Here is a 19,490-nt window from a genome sequence, read left to right on the forward strand (position 1 = left end):
CTTCTATAGATTTATATAAAATTTTATTCAAATTAATAGAAAAACCCTGTTTTAAAATTTATCCACAAGTTTGCTAGAAAAACCCTCTGTTTTTTAAACAGGGGGTTTTTCAGCAAACTGAAGCCATCAGGATAATTTTATCCTGATGGCTTTTATGTATGAAAATTTTAATTCTGAAACTCTGTTCGTTTATTGATAATTATGGAGCATAATACACTTATTGCAAGTATTGAAACGATAATAAAAATTGATGTTGCTACAGGTATATGATATTTAAATGAAATTCCAAGTTTTATACCAGTAAATAGAAGTATTACGCCAACTCCGTATTTAACATATTCAAAGCTGCTATGAAGTTTTTCAAGAAGAAAATATAGATTTCTAAGACCTAATATTGCAAAAATGTTAGATATATATATAATAAATGGGTCTGTTGTTATTGCAAAAATTGCTGGAATTGAATCTATTGCGAATATTACATCTGACCCCTCTATTAAAAATAATATTGCGAATAATGGTGTTGCATAGAGTACATTATGTATTCTTACAAAGAATTTTTCATTATGAAGTTCTTCGGTAACAGGTATAAATTTTTTCAGAAGTTTAAGTAGTTTACTATCCTCAAAGGAGACATCTTCCTCTTTATTTGCCAATATTTTAATACCACTTAAAATAAGAAGTATTCCAAATACATATATTATCCATTTGAATTTATTTACAACAGCAACACCTAATAGGACAAATATTAGTCTTAAAAAAATTGCACCTATTATTCCATATTTTAAAACCCTTTTTTGATATTTAGGTTCAATTTTAAAGCTTGAAAAAATTAATAGAAATAGGAAGAGATTGTCTACACTAAGACTAAGCTCAATAATATATCCTCCAAGGAATTGTAAAGCCTTTTCAGATCCCATGTAGTACCATATACCACCATTTACAATAATAGCCATAAAAACTATTAATAAGAATTTTGATAAAACTTTTTTAGTCGTCATTTGCTAACCTCCTTAAGTAAAAAATAAACTCTAAAACTAGTATATGCATGCATATACTAGTTTCAGAGTCTCACAATTTAAGAGCAAAACCGGGATTATCTCCGTGTTGTCGGTTTACCACTGAATTTCAGCCTGCTACTCCCTCTGAGTAAAATTTCTTAAAATCATTCTATAATAGATAGATGATTCATGTCAAGTTCGAATGTGTACAGGGCTGCTATTAGATCATTCATAACACAACGACATATTAAGCTTGAAATGTATTAAGACAAAATTAAAGTTTAAATAATAATAAAAATATTTTTGGGGGGGAAAATAGCAATAAATGATATAAAAATATTTTTGCTTTGGTAATAAATATTAAGATAATATAGCAGTTGTAGGTTTGTAGTAATTTTAATCATATATACGTGAGAGGAGATTATATGAAAAAGATACCAATTAGTGAATTACTAATATTCATTTTAATTGTTTCTCTTATTAGTTGTTTTGGTGAAACTAAAGGTAGAGTTAATAAAATAGATTTAGAGAAAGTTAATAATGCAGAGATAGTAAGAATTACTCCGAATGGTCGGAGTTCGGTAACAACTACCAAGAAAGAATCATTAGAAAGTATAGTTAGATTTATTAATTCACTAGAGCTTAAATCTACTAAAAAAATAATAGATGAACCTAAAGCAGACCATAAGTATGAGATTATAATGTTAGGTAAAGAAAGACATTATATAAATTTTTACGGAAAATTTATTAAGTATAATGGCACCTGGTATGAGATTAAAGAAAACATAGATGTTAAGTTGAATTCCCTAATAAATTCTCTGTGATAAGATATGTAATTCAAATTATAAATTTTCATCTTTTTATTTTTTTTGTTTTCATATGTTAAGAAAATGGTTTATTTTATAAGAAGTTTTTAAATAATAATAATAGTATATTGTATTTGTTTAATTAACGTTCTAAAGAATAATTGCATAGATAGGGAGTGGTATTATCAAACATAAGATGAGCAGTAATAAGATGAGCAATAAAATGAAATTTAAAATTCCTAATAAAGTTATCACACCTTTTAGAGATTTTTTTAAACACGAAGCCGCTAGTGGTATAATACTATTAATTTGTGCCATTGTTGCAATTGGTATTGCAAATTCTAGATTTGCTTTAGCCTACGACAAAATACTCCACCACTATATAACTATTGGATATGGAAGATTATCACTATCAATGTCAGTTCTTCATTGGATTAATGATGGATTAATGGGTATATTTTTCTTTGTTATTGGTATGGAGATAAAGCGAGAACTACTAGTTGGCGAGCTAAAATCTATAAAAAAAACTATACTACCTGTTGCTGCTGCTTTGGGTGGAATGGTTGTCCCGGCTATGATTTATATACTATTCAATTACAAAGAACCAACTATTACTGGCTGGGGTATTCCTATGGCTACTGATATTGCATTTGCTTTAGCAGTACTTTCTTTGGTAGGCAGTAAAAAAGCACCCAAAGGGATTGTGGTTTTCCTTACAGCTCTAGCGATAGTTGATGACTTAGGAGCTATTCTTGTAATTGCTATATTTTATACTAATCAAATTTTTTTCAGTGCCATTTTTATAGCAGTAATAGCTCTAATAATTCTTATACTAGGAAATAGATTTAAAATCAATTATATTCTTTTTTACGCTGTTTTAGGGATTATACTATGGATTAGTGTTTTGAAGTCAGGTATACATGCAACTATTGCCGGAGTATTGCTGGGAATGACAATACCTGCTTCCAAAGATAATGAAACATTTAAAGATTCAATGTTATATAAGCTTGAACATGCTTTAACACCATGGTCTGCTTTTGTTATTATGCCAATATTTGCTCTAGCAAATTCAGGAGTAACTATTGATTTTAAGAACTTTTTAACATTAATAGTAAGTCCTATTAATCTAGGAATTCTTTTAGGGCTTTTTTTAGGAAAGCAGATAGGGATATTTGGAGCATCATATTTATTGATAAGATTTAAAATTGCTAAACTTTCTTCTCGAGTGACAATAAAGCACATATATGCCGCAAGTTTGCTTGGTGGAATTGGATTCACAATGTCATTGTTTATTTCATCATTATCCTTTTCAGACAACACTTTTATATCTATAGCAAAAGTCAGTATAATATCTGCCTCAATCCTATCAGCAGTGTTAGGCAGTTTAATTTTTAAATCTATAAAACCGCAAACACAAAAATAGAAAAGTTTAGTAGTTCTATAGTTGATTTTCTATATGTAAACATAATATGAATTAATGTAGAAATTTTAAGAGAAAGGTACTAGAGCTAATCAATGTAATAATTACTACATAAATGTATGCTTATCCTGTGAAGATTATATATCTAAATAAAAATATCAATCTAAAGGACTCTAGACTCCATTCATATTATTAAAGTATAAAATGTTTGTTTTATTACGTATATATTTATGATATATTAATTATGGTAATAAGCTTTATAATAATTAAATTATGATAAACTTAATGCTAATTTAACATACAAAGAATAATATTATCTTTTTTGTAATTATAAATTGTGGAGGATAAAATGGAGCACAGGGTACAGATACCAACCTATGAGAGAATAGCTATTGATATTGCTAATAGAATATATGATGGTAAATTTAAGGTTGGAGAGAAAATACATGGAAGATCAACTTTAGCAAGTGAATACAATGTATCTCCAGAAACTGTAAGAAGATCAATAAAGATATTAGAAGATGTAGAGATTGTTCAATCAACTAAGGGCAGTGGAATAGTGGTTTTATCTAGGGAAAACGCCTTTAAATATATAAATAGATTTTCTAACTTGGAAAGCATAAAGGATTTAGAGAAGCAGATGGAATCTCTTATTAAAGAAAAGAATAGAATTGATGAAACGTTAGTAGATACTTTAAGGAAAGTTATAGATTATTCGGGAAGGCTAAGAAATATAAATCCATTAGCACCAATTGAGGTAGAAATACCACCTTTTTGTAGTCATATTGGAAAAACAGTATCTGAAGTTAAGTTTTGGCAGAACACAGGGGGAACCGTTATTGGTATAAAGAGAAATAGAGAACTTATAATCTCTCCAGGACCTTATGTACTTATTTTAGAAGGAGATGTGTTTCTTATAATTGGTGATGATAAGACATATGATAGAGTTATTAGTTTTTTAAATGATTAAAAGAAGAGAGAAATCTCTTCTTTTAATCTAATAATCCTTCTTTCTTCAGGAAATCCTTTGAAACTTCAGCTGGAGATTCCTTAAGGCTATCAACTCTGTAGTTTAGCTCTCTCATTTTTTCATCTGTAAGCTTATCTGCAAGTGTATTTATTACATCTTCTAGTTCAGGATGTTTTTTCAATGTATCCTCTCTTATAAGAGGTACAGCATAATATGGTGGAAAGAAACTTTTATCATCCTTTAAGACTTTAAGATTGAATGCTTTTAATAATCCATCAGTAGAAAAAGCATCAATGACATCGCTTTTATTGTTGTTTAAGGCTGTGTATCTTAATCCACCATCAACAGCATTTACTTCCTTAAAGTTCATATTATATGTTTTAGAAAGTCCTATTAATCCATCAGGTCTATTAGGAAACTCTATTGTTGGTCCTAAAGTTAATTCATTGCTTATCTTTGCAAGATCGGAGATGGTGTTTAGATTGTACTTATTAGCAGTGTCTTGTCTTACTGCTAGAGCATAAGTGTTATTAAATCCAAGTGGCTTGAGCCATTTTAAACTGTAATTTTCATTAAATTCTTTTTGTACTATATCATAAACTTTATCAGGATCATTAACAGCATCTTTTTTTAATATATTAACTAATCCAGTACCAGTATATTCAACATACATATCTAACTCCCCAGAATTCAGAGCACTGAAAGCAACCTGAGTTCCGCCAAGATTTAGCTTTCTTTCAACTTTGATATCAGTTTTATTCTCAATAAGATCTGCTAACATATTCCCTAAAATTAGTTATTCACTGAAGTTTTTTGATCCAATAACTATCTTATCATCTCTATTAACTAGAGCATGAATGGATGTTGTACCTATTATTAACAACGCTAAAACTGCTGTTGAAACAATTATTCTTTTAGATTTTTTGTTTAACGTTTTAGACTCTTTTCTTCTATTTGTATAAGATAGTATCTTCTCAAGTTTGCCTACAATTGAATCTATTAATAAAGCTAATATACATGCAGGTATGGCACCAGCTAAAATCATATTATTGTCAACAGTTTGAACTCCTGAGAATACTAGATATCCTAGACCACCTGCTCCTATAAATGCAGCAATTGTCATTAATCCTACAGCGGTTACTGCAGAAATTCTAATTCCAGCCATTATTACTGGAAGTGCTAAAGGTAATTGCACCTTTCTTAAAACTTGGCTTTTAGTAAGACCTATACCTCTTGCAGCTTCTAAAATATCATTATCAATATTAGTTAAGCCTGTATAAGTATTCTTAATTATTGGCAGAAGAGAATATAATACAACCATTATAACAGCAGGTTTACTTCCTATCCCTACAATAGGTATTAAAAATCCAAGTAAAGCTAAGCTTGGTATTGCTTGAACTAAATTAGCAAAACTGATTATTGGTTTTGAAAGTCTTTTTACTCTTGTAATAGCTATTCCCAAAGGGATTCCAATTACTACTGCTATAATAACTGCAACTATGCTCAAGTATAGATGCTGTGTCAATAGATTGAGGATTTGGTCATTTCTATTAATAATAAAGTTTAAAAATTCTTTCATTAGAAGTTCACCTCCAAGTCAATTAATTGGCTGCTTAACACTGAGAGAATACTGCTTCTAGTAATCAACCCAGATAATTGGTTGCTTTTGTTTACTACAGGTACATATCCAATATTATTTCCGTTCATAGTCTTTAGCACAGATAGTAGGTTGTAATCCTCATCAACCGTTACTAAATTATGCTCCATTATATCTTCTATGATGAAATTTCTATCGGTTAATTTTATTGATTTCAAGGTAACTAACCCTAAAAGAGTATTAGATTTATCTGTTATCATCAAACTATCAACCTTATGGTCTTTCATTATTTCTATTGCTTGTAGCACATTTCTCTTAGGTGTTATCATTACAGGGTCTTGAATCATGATATCTTTTGCTTTTAAGAATTCAGGGTTATTCCAAATTCTTTTTTTACCAATGAAGTTTTCAACAAAATCACCAGCAGGATTCTTTAATATTTTTTCAGGTGTATCAAATTGAAGTATATTACCATCTTTTAATAAACAGATTTTATCTCCAAGCTTAATAGCTTCATCCATGTCGTGTGTTACGAAAACAATAGTCTTATTTAGCTCTTTCTGCATTTGGAACAATTCTTCCTGTAGGCTATTTCTTGTAACAGGATCTAGAGCACTAAAGGGTTCATCCATTAAAATTATATCTGAATTTGTTGCAAAAGCTCTCGCAACACCAATTCTCTGTTGCTGCCCTCCACTTAGTTCCGTAGGTAATCTATGCATATATTCCTTAGAATCTAATCCAACAAGGTTTAGCAAATCCTCCGTTCTTTTTGATATTTCATTAGGATTTTCTTCTTTAAGTTTTGGAATAAGCTCTATATTTTCTTTTACTGACATATGAGGGAATAGCCCAGTATGCTGAATAACATACCCAATATTCCTTCTGAGTTCTATAGTATTAACCGTTGAAATATCTGTTCCGTTAACGAAGATTTTACCGGAGTTTGGTTGCACAAGTTTATTTATCATTTTAAGTAATGTTGTTTTACCACAACCACTTGGGCCAATGAAAACTATAAATTCTCCTTTATTAATATTAAGTGAGAAGTCATTGATTATTGTTTTACTTTGGTACTTTTTTTGAATATTTTTAAATTGTATCATTCTAAAACCCCCTTAAATACAACTTGTGTTAAAAAACAACTTGATTATAACAATAAAGTTGTTACTTCGTCAAATTAATGGGTTAGGTGTATATAAGCTAGAAATAAATGGACACTACGATGGTTTTAGCATGATTTCTTCATATACTTAAAAAGTAAATAAACTGTAAGTTATACAGTAAAAAGAGGGTGTTGTAGTTTAGCATCTAACTTATTATTTTATTAATAAATTTAATGAGAAATATTTTTTTGTATGAAAAAATACTTGCTACAAAACATAGCTAAAATGTATAATTCTATTTGTTATAGCGGAACCGACTTCCATAAGGTGGAAGTAATTTAAAATTTAATAGAAAGAGGTGTTGTTTTGAAACAAAGATTAAAACAAGAATGGTTTGCGAATATTCGTGGAGATGTATTATCAGGTATTGTAGTTGCATTAGCACTTATTCCAGAAGCTATCGGTTTTTCTATTATTGCAGGAGTTGATCCAATGATTGGATTGTATGCTTCCTTCTGTATGGCTATTATCATTGCTTTTGTAGGGGGACGCCCAGGAATGATTTCAGCAGCAACTGGGGCAATGGCACTTGTATTAACAGGTTTGGTTAAAGAACATGGTATACAGTATATGTTTGCAGCAACTATATTAACTGGAATTATCCAAGTTTTGTTATCAATCTTGAAGGTAGGGAACTTAGTAAAGTTTATTCCACGTTCTGTTATGATTGGTTTTGTTAACTCTTTGGCTATCTTAATTTTCATGGCACAATTACCTGCTTTTTCTGGTGAATCATGGCCAATGTATGCAATGGTAATTGGTGGACTAGCAATCATTTATCTTTTCCCACGTATTACTAAAGCTATTCCATCACCGTTGGTAGCTATTATTGTAATAAGTTCTATTGCTATTTTTACAGGAAGTGATGTAAAAACAGTAGGAGATATGGGACATATTTCAAGTACTCTTCCAAACTTTTTAATTCCTAATGTTCCATTTAATTTAGAAACATTACTTATTATATTGCCATATTCTGTTTCACTTGCGTTTGTAGGATTAATTGAGTCTTTACTAACAGCTCAAATTGTAGATGACATTACTGAAACAAACAGCAGTAAAAATGTTGAATGTTGTGGACAAGGTATAGGTAATATTCTAGTAGGATTTTTTGGTGGCATGGCTTCATGTGCAATGATCGGACAATCAGTTATTAATGTTAAATCAGGTGGAAGGGGCCGTCTTTCTACTTTTACCGCCGGATCATTTTTAATTGTGTTAATTATTACGTTAGACAAATTAGTAGTTAAAATTCCACTAGCAGCTTTAGTTGCCGTAATGATTATGGTATCAATAGGTACTTTTGATTGGCAATCATTAAGAAAGTTACATAAATCACCAAAGTCTGATTCACTTGTTATGCTAATAACGGTTGCTGTTGTTATTGCTACACATAACCTTGCAGTTGGAGTTTTATTAGGAGTAGTTCTAAGTGCACTATTCTTTGCATCTAAAATTTCTAAAGTAAAAGTAACTTCTGTAGTAAATGAAGCAAATAAAAAGAAAACTTATAAAGTAGAAGGTCAATTGTTTTTTGCTTCAGTAACGGATTTTATCCATGCATTTAATTTTAATGACGAAGTAGAATTAATAGAAGTTGATTTATCAAAAACTCATATTTGGGATGAGTCAGGTGTGGGGGCTATTGATAAAGTTGTCATTAAATATCATCAAAATGGAATAAAAACAAATTTAATTGGTCTAAATGAAGCTAGTACAACTCTAATTGATAGAGTTGCAGTTTTCAATAAACCAGGTGGTCTGCAACAACAAAGTGGCCATTAAAGAAAATTCATTAAAAAAATATTTTACAATGAAAGTTTTATAATCTAACTTTTATAAAATATGAAAATCGCTACGAATTTTTAATAAAATTCGTAGCGATTTCTTTTTCTACCATTTTACAAAGTGAAATCTGCCTAAAATCTAACAGGCTCGATGCCTATTAAATTTTATTAGTAAAACAAACTGTAGCTGTAGTTTATTAACTATATAGGAGGAGATAATTATCTTTCTGACTATAATTTCTTAATTACGTAAATATATAATATAGTACTAAAGAATAAACATAAAAAGTTCAATTTAACAAAATATTTGCAATGTACAACAGTTTTATATTACAATTATGTTGAGGTGATAAAATGGAAAGACAAGATAGCCACTTGTTGAGGGAATTGATTAGATTTTTGGTAAAAAGTTTAGGTGTATTGGAGAAGGGAGAGGCTACATGTTGCGGCACTACTGTTTCTCAATGTCATGCTATAGTGGAAATAGAAAGAGCTAAGGAGATATCTTTGAATAAACTTGCTGAAGTACTATCTTTAGATAAGAGTACAATGAGCAGAACTATAAATAATCTTGTGGAGAGCAATTTAGTATTTAGAGATTTGCATCCAGAAGATAGAAGATACGTAAGTATTAAATTAACAGATAGCGGAAAGAGAGTTTTTAATAATATTGAAAGCAGTATGGATCAGTACTATAAAAGTATTCTAGATTCTATTCCTGAGAATAAAAGAGAACAAGTTCTTGAAAGTTTAGAACTGCTTATAGATGCAGTTAAGAATAATAAATGTTGTTAATAAAAAGGAGTGTATGAAATGGGTAATGGTATTAAAGGACAAATTAAGTCTTACTATGGTGGTATAGCAAAAAAAGTAAACAGTGAAACAAAAGTTTCTTGTGGGTGTGGAACATCTTGTTGTGGTGATATCACAAATGATTCATTGCTTTATAATAAGGAATACATTGATGGGCTTCCAGAGGAAGCTGTGAATGCATCTCTTGGTTGTGCAAACCCAGTAGTCTTAGCAAATCCACAAAAAGGAGAAATAGCTCTAGATTTAGGCAGTGGTGGAGGAATAGATGTATTTATAACCTCAAAGTATGTTGGAGAAACAGGCAGAGTTTATGGTTTAGATATGACTGATGAGATGCTAGAATTAGCAAATGCAAATAAAGAGAAAATGGGTGTGAAAAATGTAGAATTTATAAAAGGATACATTGAGGATATTCCACTTGACGATGAGTCAGTAGACTTAATATTATCTAACTGCGTTATTAATCTTTGTGAGAGTAAGAAAGATGCTCTAAGAGAAGCATTTAGAGTTTTAAAGAATGGTGGAAGATTAGCAATTGCTGATGTAGTAATGCTTAAAGATGTTCCAGAGGAAGTTAAAACTAATGTTGAGATGTGGATTGGATGTATAGCAGGAGCTTTGAGTATTGAAGAATATAAAGATATATTAAATCAAGTTGGATTTAAAGATATACAGATTACCCCTGTTAATATTTATACAAAAGAAATTATTGAAGAGATTGCAAAACAAAAAAACTTAGGAGATATATATAGTAAACTGAACTCTGAATTACTTGATGGCGCTTTTGCTGGTGCTCATGTCAAAGCATATAAATAATAGGAGTAATTTTAGAAATAAGAACAAGAAATAAGAACAAGAAATAAAGATCAAATGAAAGAGTGAGTTGATCTAGAAGAGAAAGACATATTAAATACGGTATGTTTAATAAACATTTGTTAAATGTATGCTAAATTACTGTCTAATCTGTTGTATGTTAATAAGTCTTGTTATATGATTATAAATGAATATAATCATGTAAATACTTTAAAATCATAAATTTTAAATAAATAGTTCAAAATATACTTAATATTTCGGAGGATTATAATTATGAAACCAAAAGTAGCATTTGTTTGTGTACACAATTCATGCAGATCACAGATGGCAGAAGCACTAGGAAAGTTGTTTGCTTCAGACGTTTTTGATTCATATTCAGCTGGAACAGAGACAAAACCACAGATAAATCAAGATGCTGTAAGAATAATAAGAGATTTATATAAGGTTGATATGAATGAAACTCAAAGTTCTAAATTACTTACAGATATCCCAGAAGTTGATATTGTTATAAAAATGGGTTGCAATGTTGTTTGTCCATTTTTACCAGCAAAGCATGTAGAGGATTGGGGATTGGAAGATCCAACTGGTAAAGATGATGAAGAATTTAAAAAGATAGCACTGACGATTGAAGAAAAAATTAAGGATTTATCTAATAGAATCAATAACAAAGAGATTGTTTTATAGAATAGTATTTTGTAAAAATATAAGCAAAAATAAATAATCATAATAAATGAGAAAAGGGCAGTATTTACTGTCCTTTTTGTTTTAAAAAATAAAAGATAAGTAGTTGACAAATATAAGAGTTAGGAATAATATGTATATATACCTATATGAGTATATTCGTATATACGGATATAATATAAGTTTATAAAATTTTTATGAAAGGAAGTGCTGTCAATGGATAAATTGACTAATTTCTTTAAGATACTATCAGATGAAACACGTTTAAGAATTTTGATTCTACTATACCATAAGAAGCTTTGTGTTTGTGAAATGTGTGGAATAACAGGAGAGTCACAGCCTAAAATATCAAAGCATCTTGCTAAACTTAGGGATATGGGACTTGTAAAGGATGAAAGACGTGAACAGTTTATATTTTATTATCTTAATATTGATGACAAGGTTTTTAAAGATATATTAAAAAACATTGTAGATAAATTAGAAAATTATCCAGTTATAAAAAGTGATGTTGAGAAAAGCAAAGATGCAGAAAAGTATCTTGAAACATGTAAAAATTAAATGGCTATACAGTATTAGTAATGGAGGGAGTGATGTTGATGGATAGTTATATTTTTTATGGCGTCACCATTGTATTATTAATAGCATCATTTTTAAAAGATAAGAGAAAGACTACGAAAGCATTAAAGAAAGCATGGAAAGCCTTTGAAAATATTTTGCCTGAATTTCTTGGAGTAATTATTTTGGTGGGAATATTGCTGGCCATACTTAACCCTCAAGTTATCTCTAACATCATAGGAGGAGAATCAGGGTGGGGAGGAGTTGTATTATCAGCTGTAGTTGGAGCAGTTACGCTTATTCCAGGATTTGTAGCATTTCCTACAGCAGCTATGTTACTTCAAAATGGCGCGGGATATATGCAGATTGGAGCCTTTGTTTCTACGTTAATGATGGTGGGTGTAGTATCAGCACCAGTAGAAATTAAATACTTTGGTAAAAAACTTACTGTATTAAGAAACTTACTTGCATTTCTATTTTCTTTTGTAGTTGCATATATTATCGAAATGGTGGTGAGAGGTTAGTATGAATTTTATAAAGAGGTATAAGTTTTTTATTGTTACTATTTGTATATTAGGTATTATCACTATAGTAAATAGAAATCTAGGATTAAAGGCTCTTAGTATTGCAGGATATAGTTTTAAGGAAATGGCACTTGTAATTCCCCCAGTGTTTATTTTATTAGGGCTACTGGATGTATGGGTTCCGAGAGAGTTAATGGTAAAGTATATGGGTGAAGGGTCTGGAATAAAGGGAATACTTCTTTCAATTTTTATAGGGTCAGCGGCGGCAGGCCCTTTATACGGAGCTTTTCCAGTAGCAGCAGTTTTTATGAAAAAAGGTGTAAAGTTTAGTAATATTCTTATATTTATTGGAGCATGGTCTACTACAAAGATTCCAATGTTTTTATTTGAAATATCATCACTAGGCTCACGTTTTGCTATTACGAGATTATTAATTGATATTCCAGGCATTATAATTATTGCATATATTTTATATTATATTGTTTCAAAAGATGAGGTGCGTAAGATATATAATAATGCTGAAAATTTATAGAGGTAAAGAAATCTATTAGGTTAAATATTTTATATGGCAAGTATAAATATATTACTTATAAGTATTTAAAGGAGGTTGGGGAGATGTCAACGACTTGGTATCCGGTATTAAATTATGAAAAATGTAAGGAGTGTGGTGCATGTTTTAATAAGTGTAAACATGGTGTATATGAAATGAAAGGATCAATGCCTGTGGTTGTGTACCCAGAAGGATGTGTTCAAGGATGTCATAGTTGTGGCAATTTATGTCCAACAGGTGCTATAGAATATGTAGGTGATAACAATAATAATAAATGTAGTGGGGGCTCTTGTTGTTGCTAATAAGAATATTCTATTTGGTAACGATATAGAGAGTAAATATATTAGGAGCATTTAGAATGTAGTAATCTTACTATTAAAAATGTACTAAATTAGGTAGGTGATTTTTTATGAACGTAGTGACTCAGGTGTTTAGTTGGTTAAATGATCAATTATTAAAAATGACTTGGCTTTCAGAACTTATACGACTACTTGTAGAAAAAGTGTTTGGATTATCTATTAAAGATAAAGTGGGAGGCAGTTTGCACTTCTTTATCTATGATATAATAAAGATTTTTATACTATTATCAGTACTAATTTTCATTATATCCTATATCCAAAGTTACTTTCCACCAGAAAAGACAAAGAAAATTCTTGGTGGAATTAAAGGGATAAAGGGTAATATACTTGGAGCATTACTTGGTACAGTAACACCATTTTGCAGCTGCTCTAGCATACCTATTTTTATAGGATTTACATCAGCTGGGCTTCCTTTAGGAGTTACTTTTTCATTTTTGATATCATCACCATTAGTAGATTTAGCATCAGTACTAATTTTAATGTCTTTCTTTGGTGCTAAAATTGCTATAGCATATGTAGTTGTTGGTTTGGTTCTAGCAGTGCTAGGAGGAACACTTATCGACAAGTTAAATATGGAGAAATATATTCAAGAGTATGTAATGGATATACAAAATACTGATGTTGAAATAATTGAAATGACTCGTAAAGAAAGAATATCTTATGCAAAGAGTCAGGTTGCAGACATAATCAAAAGAGTATGGCTATATATTTTAATTGGTGTTGGTATAGGAGCTGCAATTCATAATTGGATTCCTCAATCAGTTATAGAAACAGTGATAGGAGGTAACAATCCATTTGCTGTTTTACTGGCAACTGTTGTTGGTATACCAATGTATGCTGATATATTTGGTACTATACCTATAGCAGAAGCTTTATTTGGAAAGGGAGTAGGAGTTGGTACGGTACTATCGTTTATGATGGCTGTCACTGCACTTTCTCTTCCATCTATGATTATGCTTAGTAAAGTTGTAAAACCTAAGCTTTTAGCGATATTTGTATCAATAGTATCAATAGGTATAATTATCATTGGTTATTTGTTTAATGCATTTTCATATATTTTTATATAATTAAAGGAGAGATTTAGTATGGTAATTAAAGTTTTAGGTTCAGGATGTGCAAATTGCAAGAAATTAGAAGAGAATACAAGAAAGGCTGTGGAAGCATTAGGTATTGATGCTACTATTGAAAAAGTAACTGATTTTAAAGACATAATGGCATATGGAGTAATGAAAACCCCTGCCCTTGTGGTAGATGGCAAGGTTAAGATAATGGGAAGAGTACCATCGCCAGATGAAATTAAAAAGTATCTATAAGATTAAACTAAAGCCCTTACTTCAAAGGGCTTTAGTTTAGTGGTGTATATCGTAATATTTAAATAAATAAATATATAAGGAGTAATAATATGAATAAAGAAAAAAGAAATTTAATGATAATGGTATTAAGTGTACTTGCGTTCTTCGCAAATGGTGATAACTATGCAGTTGCTCCGCTTCTTATTAATATCTCTAAAGACTTAAATATTAGTATAGGAAGTGCTGCATTATCTGTAACGGCATATATGCTTGCTTTTGGACTATTTACAATCATTTTTGGACCTTTAGGTGATAGATATGGTAAAACAAGAGTTATAAACATTGCAGCCTTTGGAACGGCAATATTTAGTATGTTAGGAGCAGTATCATTTAATTTACAATCTCTGATTGTATTTCGTGCCATAAATGGTGCTTTCGCAGCAGGTATTTTTCCAGTTACTATGGCACTGGTAGGAGAAAGTTTTGAATCTAGTAACAGACAAAAGGCGATTGGAAAAGTAATGGGTGTGATGTTTTTAGGTGGAGCATCTGCTACTGCTATTGGAGGAGCACTTGCATACTTCGGTTCTTGGAGAATAGTATATTTCATTTATGGATTAGCAGAATTAATTATAGCTTTCGTTATGTTAAAAGTATTACCAAGCAGCTCAAGCGTTATTGATACTCTTAATTTTACAAAGGTTTATAAGGCAGCATTTTCAAATAAGAATTTGGTTAAAATAGTAGCAACTATTTTTCTAATGGGCTTTAGTGTTTTTGGAAGTTTTACTTATTCAGGAAAATTAGTTGAAAGTAGAACAGGATATTCAGTATTGGTTGTTGGATTAATATTAACGGTATATGGAATAGCAACTGTTATAGGTGGACGTAAGGCTCCTGTATTGAGAGAAAAGTTAAAGAATAAATTCTTACTTTTTGCAGGAATTATTGGAAGTTTTAGTCTATTTATAATTGCATATATGAATAATTTTATTTATATTACAATTGGATTGTTTGGATTTGGTTTATCCTTCGTATTCTTACAATCTACATTAGTAACAACAGCTCAAGAGACTATGCCAAAACTTAGAGGAACAGCAATGTCTCTTGCATCTTTTAACATGTTCGTTGGAGGTGGTATAGGAACCTTTGTGAATGGTAAAATCATAAATATTACAAGTATTGGTCAAATTTTTGCAATTGCAGGAGTAATAATGCTTATTGTTGGAATTATTGCAACGAAGGTTGTCTTTAAACAGAAAGATAGTGGTGAAAGTTTCCAAGCATAATAAGTGTGTTATGGGCGGATGTTTAGTATTGTACTTGTTTTTATATAATTATATTAAGATTAATTTCAGCAGATGAAAAATGCACAATAAAAGTGTAATAAAATAATCTTGCTGATCAGCAAACCATTAATAAAGCATTAGGAATATAATTTAAAAGATTTAATTTAATGAGAATAAAGGTAGTTCAAATACCATGCAGTAGCTACAGTGTAAGATTGTACTATTGCATGGTATTTTTGTTGGTGGTGATAGCATGTTTTATTTTATTGTAAACTTATACAAAATTGGTAGTTAAATCTGCATTGTGCTATATTAATGTATAATAATGTTTCAAAGAGGGGGATATATTATGGAGAAAAGGAAATCTATGTATTTGGCCTTTGTAACGGGCACTCCTATAGGGTTTTTAGGTGGATTAATTGGATTAGGCGGTGCTGAGTTTAGATTACCTATTTTAGTAGGTACATTTAAGTATTCAGTTCATAAAGCTGTTGCACTTAACTTGGCTGTTAGTTCGGTAACTATAATATCTTCGATAATCTTTAGATTACCTAATACTAATATAAAGAATATATTGCCTTTATGGTCGTTAATACTAACATTCATAATTGGCTCGATGACAGGAGCATATTTAGGTGGAGATTTTTCTAAAAAGATTACAGAAAAATCATTAAAAAGAGGAATGCTTATTATATTAATTTTTATTGGAATATTACTGGTTGTAGAAGGATTGCACCCTCTTGTTTCAAGTGGAATCAAATACCATTTTTCATTACTATCTTTAATTCTTTCTATATTTTTAGGCAGTATAATAGGTCTTGTTAGCAGTTTATTAGGGGTTGCTGGCGGAGAATTAACTATACCAGCTCTTATGCTTGTTTTTGGTATTGATATTAAGATTGCTGGAACAGTAAGTCTTTTAATTAATATACCAGCTTTAATAATTGGAATATATAAACATGCTTCAAATGGATTATATGCTTCAAAACAGGATATTACTCATTTAGTTTTTCCTATGGGAATAGGCTCTATTATTGGTGCTTTTTTAGGTACATACCTTATTGCTTATATATCTAGTAGTATTATTAAGATATTGCTTGGCTTTATTCTAATAATTTCTGTAATAAAACTATTCTTAAAGATAAAATAACATATTAAATATCAGCCATAATATAATGAAGATGATAATATTTAAAATCATGTATAGTTATATAAAAGATATATATTGAGAGATAAAAAATATGTCCTATAAGGAAAAAAATTTGTTCACGGGCGTTCGAGCATAGATGTAATGTTTACTATGAAAATTTAGATTTTGCAGTAAAGAAAAAATCTTTTTAATCGGGAAGGCTATAAAATAATACAAATAAGTTGAGGTGGAAGGGTAAAACTATACCTAACCGCCTTATTTTTTAAAATGTTCACACTAATATATTATTTGCATAATATAGGATTATATAGACAACAATATATATTGGCGTTAATTTAATGTTAAAAAATATAGGTTGTATTGACAATGTGAAAATGAAAGTTTATATTATATATAGATGATTATCTATATAAGAGGTGATTAAGTGAACTTAAATTATGATAAAAATGCAAAAGTTATTAAGGCACTTTCAGATGCCAGTAGATTAAAGATAATTGATATTTTATCTTGTGGAGAAAAGTGTGCCTGTGATGTTTTAGAACATTTTGATTTCACCCAACCCACACTTTCACATCATATGAAGGTATTAATAGATTGTGGAATAGTGAATTGCAGAAAAGAAGGTTTATGGAGTTACTATTCCTTGAATAGCTCTAATTGTAATAAATTAATTTTATTTATTATGAATCTTGTAACAGATACTGATGACTGTATTTGTAAAGAAAAATCTAAATGTCAATGTAAATAAAAAAGGAGGCTAAATAAATCAATAAAGGATAGATAGGATAATTGTTTATAACACAATAAAATAATGGAGGAGGATTTTAAAATGTCAGAAAATAAAGAAGTTAAAGGGAAAGGATTAGGGATATTTGAAAGATACTTAACGCTGTGGGTTGCAGCATGTATTATTGTAGGGATATTAATAGGTCAAGTATTGCCTGCAATTCCAAGTACCTTAAGTAAATTTGAATATTACAATGTTTCTATTCCAGTAGCTATACTTATATGGCTAATGATTTATCCAATGATGTTAAAAATTGATTTTACAAGTATAGTTAATGCTACAAAAAAGCCGAAGGGACTTATTGTTACATGTACAACAAATTGGCTTATTAAGCCATTTACAATGTATGCAATAGCAGCATTCTTTTTCTTCGTAGTGTTTAAAGGGTTTATTGCACCAGATTTAGCAAAGGAATATGTAGCAGGGGCAGTACTTCTTGGAGCGGCACCATGTACAGCAATGGTATTTGTATGGAGTTATTTAACTAAAGGAGATTCTGCATATACACTAGTTCAAGTTGCAGTTAATGACTTAATAATATTAGTAGCCTTTGCACCGATTGTAGCATTCTTATTAGGTGTTGGGGATGTTTCAATTCCAATGAATACATTAATATTGTCAACAGTATTATTCGTTGTTATTCCACTTACATTAGGATATTCAACTAGAACATTAGTTATTAAGAATAAGGGAATAGAGTATTTTGAAAATACCTTTCTCAAGAAGTTTGATAATATAACTATAATAGGATTGCTTTTAACCTTGGTAATTATATTTTCTTTCCAAGGAGATACTATATTAAACAATCCATTGCATATACTTTTAATTGCAATTCCATTGACACTACAAACCTTCTTAATATTTGGAGTTGCATACGGATGGGCTAAGCTTTGGAAATTACCACATAACATTGCAGCACCAGCTGGAATGATTGGTGCAAGTAACTTTTTCGAACTTTCAGTGGCAGTTGCTATATCATTGTTTGGATTGCAGTCAGGAGCAGCATTAGCAACAGTTGTTGGCGTATTAGTTGAAGTACCAGTTATGCTTACACTTGTTAAAATTGCTAATAAAACTAAAGGTTGGTTTGAAAAAAATTAAAATTATTAAATAACCTATTTCTTTTGGTAGAATTGAATTACACCATATATAAATAATAGGATAAAATAGTTATTAAGTAAAAGTATAAACCCAAAGAATCTTGAACCCCCTTTACATTTAGGGGGTTCAAAATTCATAATTATGTATATAAGCTATCTATAACTATTTATAATAGAATTTGATTATTTATAATTTATGGTATATAATAACATAAGTTATAGTATAAAAAGGAAAATTTTAGAGGGGTATTTTTCACCTGAATAAGGACAAAATATAAGAAATTTTAATTAATTTATACAATAGTAAATGACAGTTATGAAAGAAGATGAATGAATATAAATTGCTCCAATTATTAAACCAAGGACATTATATTTATTCAAGTTTTTTCATATACAGTAAACAATAAAAATTACTTTGTATTATTCTGTAATGAAAATGTATTGTAGCTACTAAAAGGTTGTTTCATTATAGAATAGATACTGTTAAAGAAAAAAATGCGTTGAGATATATTAATATTAAATGAAATTTATTATTGGTACAGTAACACTAAATTAAATTTTACTCTTTTGCAACATTGAATAATTATTCTCAATTTCTGTAAAAATAAAATTGGTAAATCAGGGTATATGTAGACCCTAATAATTATTAATGAACTGCATAGAGAAAAATATTTCTAGAGAAGTTTTTTGTTTTAGTGATACTATTCATCGGGTTTTAGTAGAAAGTATTCATATTTAATAAGATGTGTGGATAAAAGAAATTATATAAAATTTTAAAAGTAACAATAACTATTGTTCCTTGCTATAAAGGGACTTATTTCGTGATGTTGTTAATG

The 19,490-nt window shown here is 29.8% G+C and carries 19 protein-coding genes and 1 pseudogene; 17 read left to right on the forward strand and 3 right to left on the reverse strand.

The annotated features are described in order from the left end of the window. Positions 1-167: 167 nt before the first annotated feature. Positions 168-998, reverse strand: coding sequence for a TerC/Alx family metal homeostasis membrane protein (locus CPJCM30710_RS01075; RefSeq protein ID WP_212902320.1), 831 nt, complete (start codon positions 996-998; stop codon positions 168-170). 425 nt (positions 999-1,423) lie between these two features. Here CPJCM30710_RS01075 and CPJCM30710_RS01080 point away from each other — a divergent pair, with 425 nt between their 5' ends. The 3 genes from CPJCM30710_RS01080 to CPJCM30710_RS01090 all read left to right on the forward strand — a co-directional run bounded on the left by CPJCM30710_RS01080 (position 1,424) and on the right by CPJCM30710_RS01090 (position 4,194). Next, positions 1,424-1,822, forward strand: a complete 399-nt coding sequence (locus tag CPJCM30710_RS01080; protein ID WP_212902321.1) for a hypothetical protein — start codon at positions 1,424-1,426, stop codon at positions 1,820-1,822. Between the two features lie 205 nt (positions 1,823-2,027). After that, positions 2,028-3,227, forward strand: a complete 1,200-nt coding sequence (gene nhaA, locus CPJCM30710_RS01085) for a Na+/H+ antiporter NhaA (RefSeq protein WP_212902322.1) — start codon at positions 2,028-2,030, stop codon at positions 3,225-3,227. Between the two features lie 346 nt (positions 3,228-3,573). Next, positions 3,574-4,194, forward strand: coding sequence for a TrkA C-terminal domain-containing protein (locus tag CPJCM30710_RS01090; RefSeq protein ID WP_212902323.1), 621 nt, complete (start codon positions 3,574-3,576; stop codon positions 4,192-4,194). A gap of 22 nt (positions 4,195-4,216) precedes the next feature. Here the strand turns inward: CPJCM30710_RS01090 and CPJCM30710_RS01095 are convergent. Together CPJCM30710_RS01095 and CPJCM30710_RS01100 are read right to left on the reverse strand one after the other, a co-directional pair. Further along, positions 4,217-5,773: pseudogene (locus tag CPJCM30710_RS01095) on the reverse strand (ABC transporter permease/substrate-binding protein). Next, positions 5,773-6,897 (reverse strand): ABC transporter ATP-binding protein, encoded by a 1,125-nt coding sequence (locus tag CPJCM30710_RS01100; protein WP_212902324.1) that lies wholly within the window; start codon positions 6,895-6,897, stop codon positions 5,773-5,775. Before CPJCM30710_RS01100 ends, CPJCM30710_RS01095 begins: the two are co-directional and overlap by 1 nt. A 366-nt stretch (positions 6,898-7,263) precedes the next feature. Between CPJCM30710_RS01100 and CPJCM30710_RS01105 the strand changes: the two genes are divergently transcribed. The 14 genes from CPJCM30710_RS01105 to arsB all read left to right on the forward strand — a co-directional run bounded on the left by CPJCM30710_RS01105 (position 7,264) and on the right by arsB (position 18,655). Continuing rightward, positions 7,264-8,739: a SulP family inorganic anion transporter gene (locus tag CPJCM30710_RS01105; RefSeq protein ID WP_212902325.1), complete on the forward strand. Its 1,476-nt coding sequence runs from the start codon at positions 7,264-7,266 to the stop codon at positions 8,737-8,739. Between the two features lie 356 nt (positions 8,740-9,095). Next, entirely contained in the window at positions 9,096-9,536 is a 441-nt protein-coding gene (locus CPJCM30710_RS01110; protein WP_212902326.1) for a MarR family winged helix-turn-helix transcriptional regulator, read from the forward strand. Between the two features lie 18 nt (positions 9,537-9,554). Continuing rightward, complete coding sequence (gene arsM / locus CPJCM30710_RS01115; RefSeq protein ID WP_212902327.1) at positions 9,555-10,370, forward strand: arsenite methyltransferase; 816 nt, start codon at positions 9,555-9,557, stop codon at positions 10,368-10,370. 270 nt (positions 10,371-10,640) lie between these two features. Beyond that, positions 10,641-11,051, forward strand: coding sequence for an arsenate reductase ArsC (locus CPJCM30710_RS01120; RefSeq protein WP_212902328.1), 411 nt, complete (start codon positions 10,641-10,643; stop codon positions 11,049-11,051). A 213-nt stretch (positions 11,052-11,264) separates the two neighbouring features. Beyond that, positions 11,265-11,606: an ArsR/SmtB family transcription factor gene (locus CPJCM30710_RS01125; RefSeq protein WP_212902329.1), complete on the forward strand. Its 342-nt coding sequence runs from the start codon at positions 11,265-11,267 to the stop codon at positions 11,604-11,606. A 38-nt stretch (positions 11,607-11,644) separates the two neighbouring features. After that, a complete protein-coding gene (locus CPJCM30710_RS01130) occupies positions 11,645-12,127 on the forward strand; it encodes a permease (RefSeq protein ID WP_212902330.1) in 483 nt (160 codons plus the stop codon). Position 12,128: 1 nt separating this feature from the next. Beyond that, a complete protein-coding gene (locus CPJCM30710_RS01135) occupies positions 12,129-12,659 on the forward strand; it encodes a permease (protein ID WP_212902331.1) in 531 nt (176 codons plus the stop codon). A gap of 83 nt (positions 12,660-12,742) precedes the next feature. Further along, positions 12,743-12,979 carry a 4Fe-4S dicluster domain-containing protein gene (locus CPJCM30710_RS01140; RefSeq protein WP_212902332.1) on the forward strand — a complete coding sequence of 79 codons (237 nt, stop codon included), beginning with the start codon at positions 12,743-12,745 and terminating at the stop codon, positions 12,977-12,979. Positions 12,980-13,086: 107 nt separating this feature from the next. Continuing rightward, positions 13,087-14,103, forward strand: coding sequence for a permease (locus CPJCM30710_RS01145; protein WP_212902333.1), 1,017 nt, complete (start codon positions 13,087-13,089; stop codon positions 14,101-14,103). Positions 14,104-14,121: 18 nt separating this feature from the next. Then, positions 14,122-14,349: a thioredoxin family protein gene (locus CPJCM30710_RS01150; RefSeq protein ID WP_212902334.1), complete on the forward strand. Its 228-nt coding sequence runs from the start codon at positions 14,122-14,124 to the stop codon at positions 14,347-14,349. A gap of 89 nt (positions 14,350-14,438) precedes the next feature. Continuing rightward, positions 14,439-15,617, forward strand: a complete 1,179-nt coding sequence (locus tag CPJCM30710_RS01155) for an MFS transporter (protein WP_212902335.1) — start codon at positions 14,439-14,441, stop codon at positions 15,615-15,617. A gap of 349 nt (positions 15,618-15,966) precedes the next feature. Beyond that, the gene (locus tag CPJCM30710_RS01160; protein ID WP_212902336.1) at positions 15,967-16,767 is read left to right on the forward strand and encodes a sulfite exporter TauE/SafE family protein; all 801 of its coding nucleotides are present in this window, start codon (positions 15,967-15,969) and stop codon (positions 16,765-16,767) included. A 424-nt stretch (positions 16,768-17,191) separates the two neighbouring features. After that, positions 17,192-17,515 (forward strand): ArsR/SmtB family transcription factor, encoded by a 324-nt coding sequence (locus tag CPJCM30710_RS01165; RefSeq protein WP_212902337.1) that lies wholly within the window; start codon positions 17,192-17,194, stop codon positions 17,513-17,515. Positions 17,516-17,596: 81 nt separating this feature from the next. Next, positions 17,597-18,655 carry an ACR3 family arsenite efflux transporter gene (gene arsB / locus CPJCM30710_RS01170; RefSeq protein WP_212902338.1) on the forward strand — a complete coding sequence of 353 codons (1,059 nt, stop codon included), beginning with the start codon at positions 17,597-17,599 and terminating at the stop codon, positions 18,653-18,655. The last annotated feature ends 835 nt before the right edge of the window (positions 18,656-19,490 follow it).

The sequence above is a fragment of the Clostridium polyendosporum genome (genome assembly GCF_018332455.1).
Lineage (GTDB): Bacteria > Bacillota > Clostridia > Clostridiales > Clostridiaceae > Clostridium_AY > Clostridium_AY polyendosporum.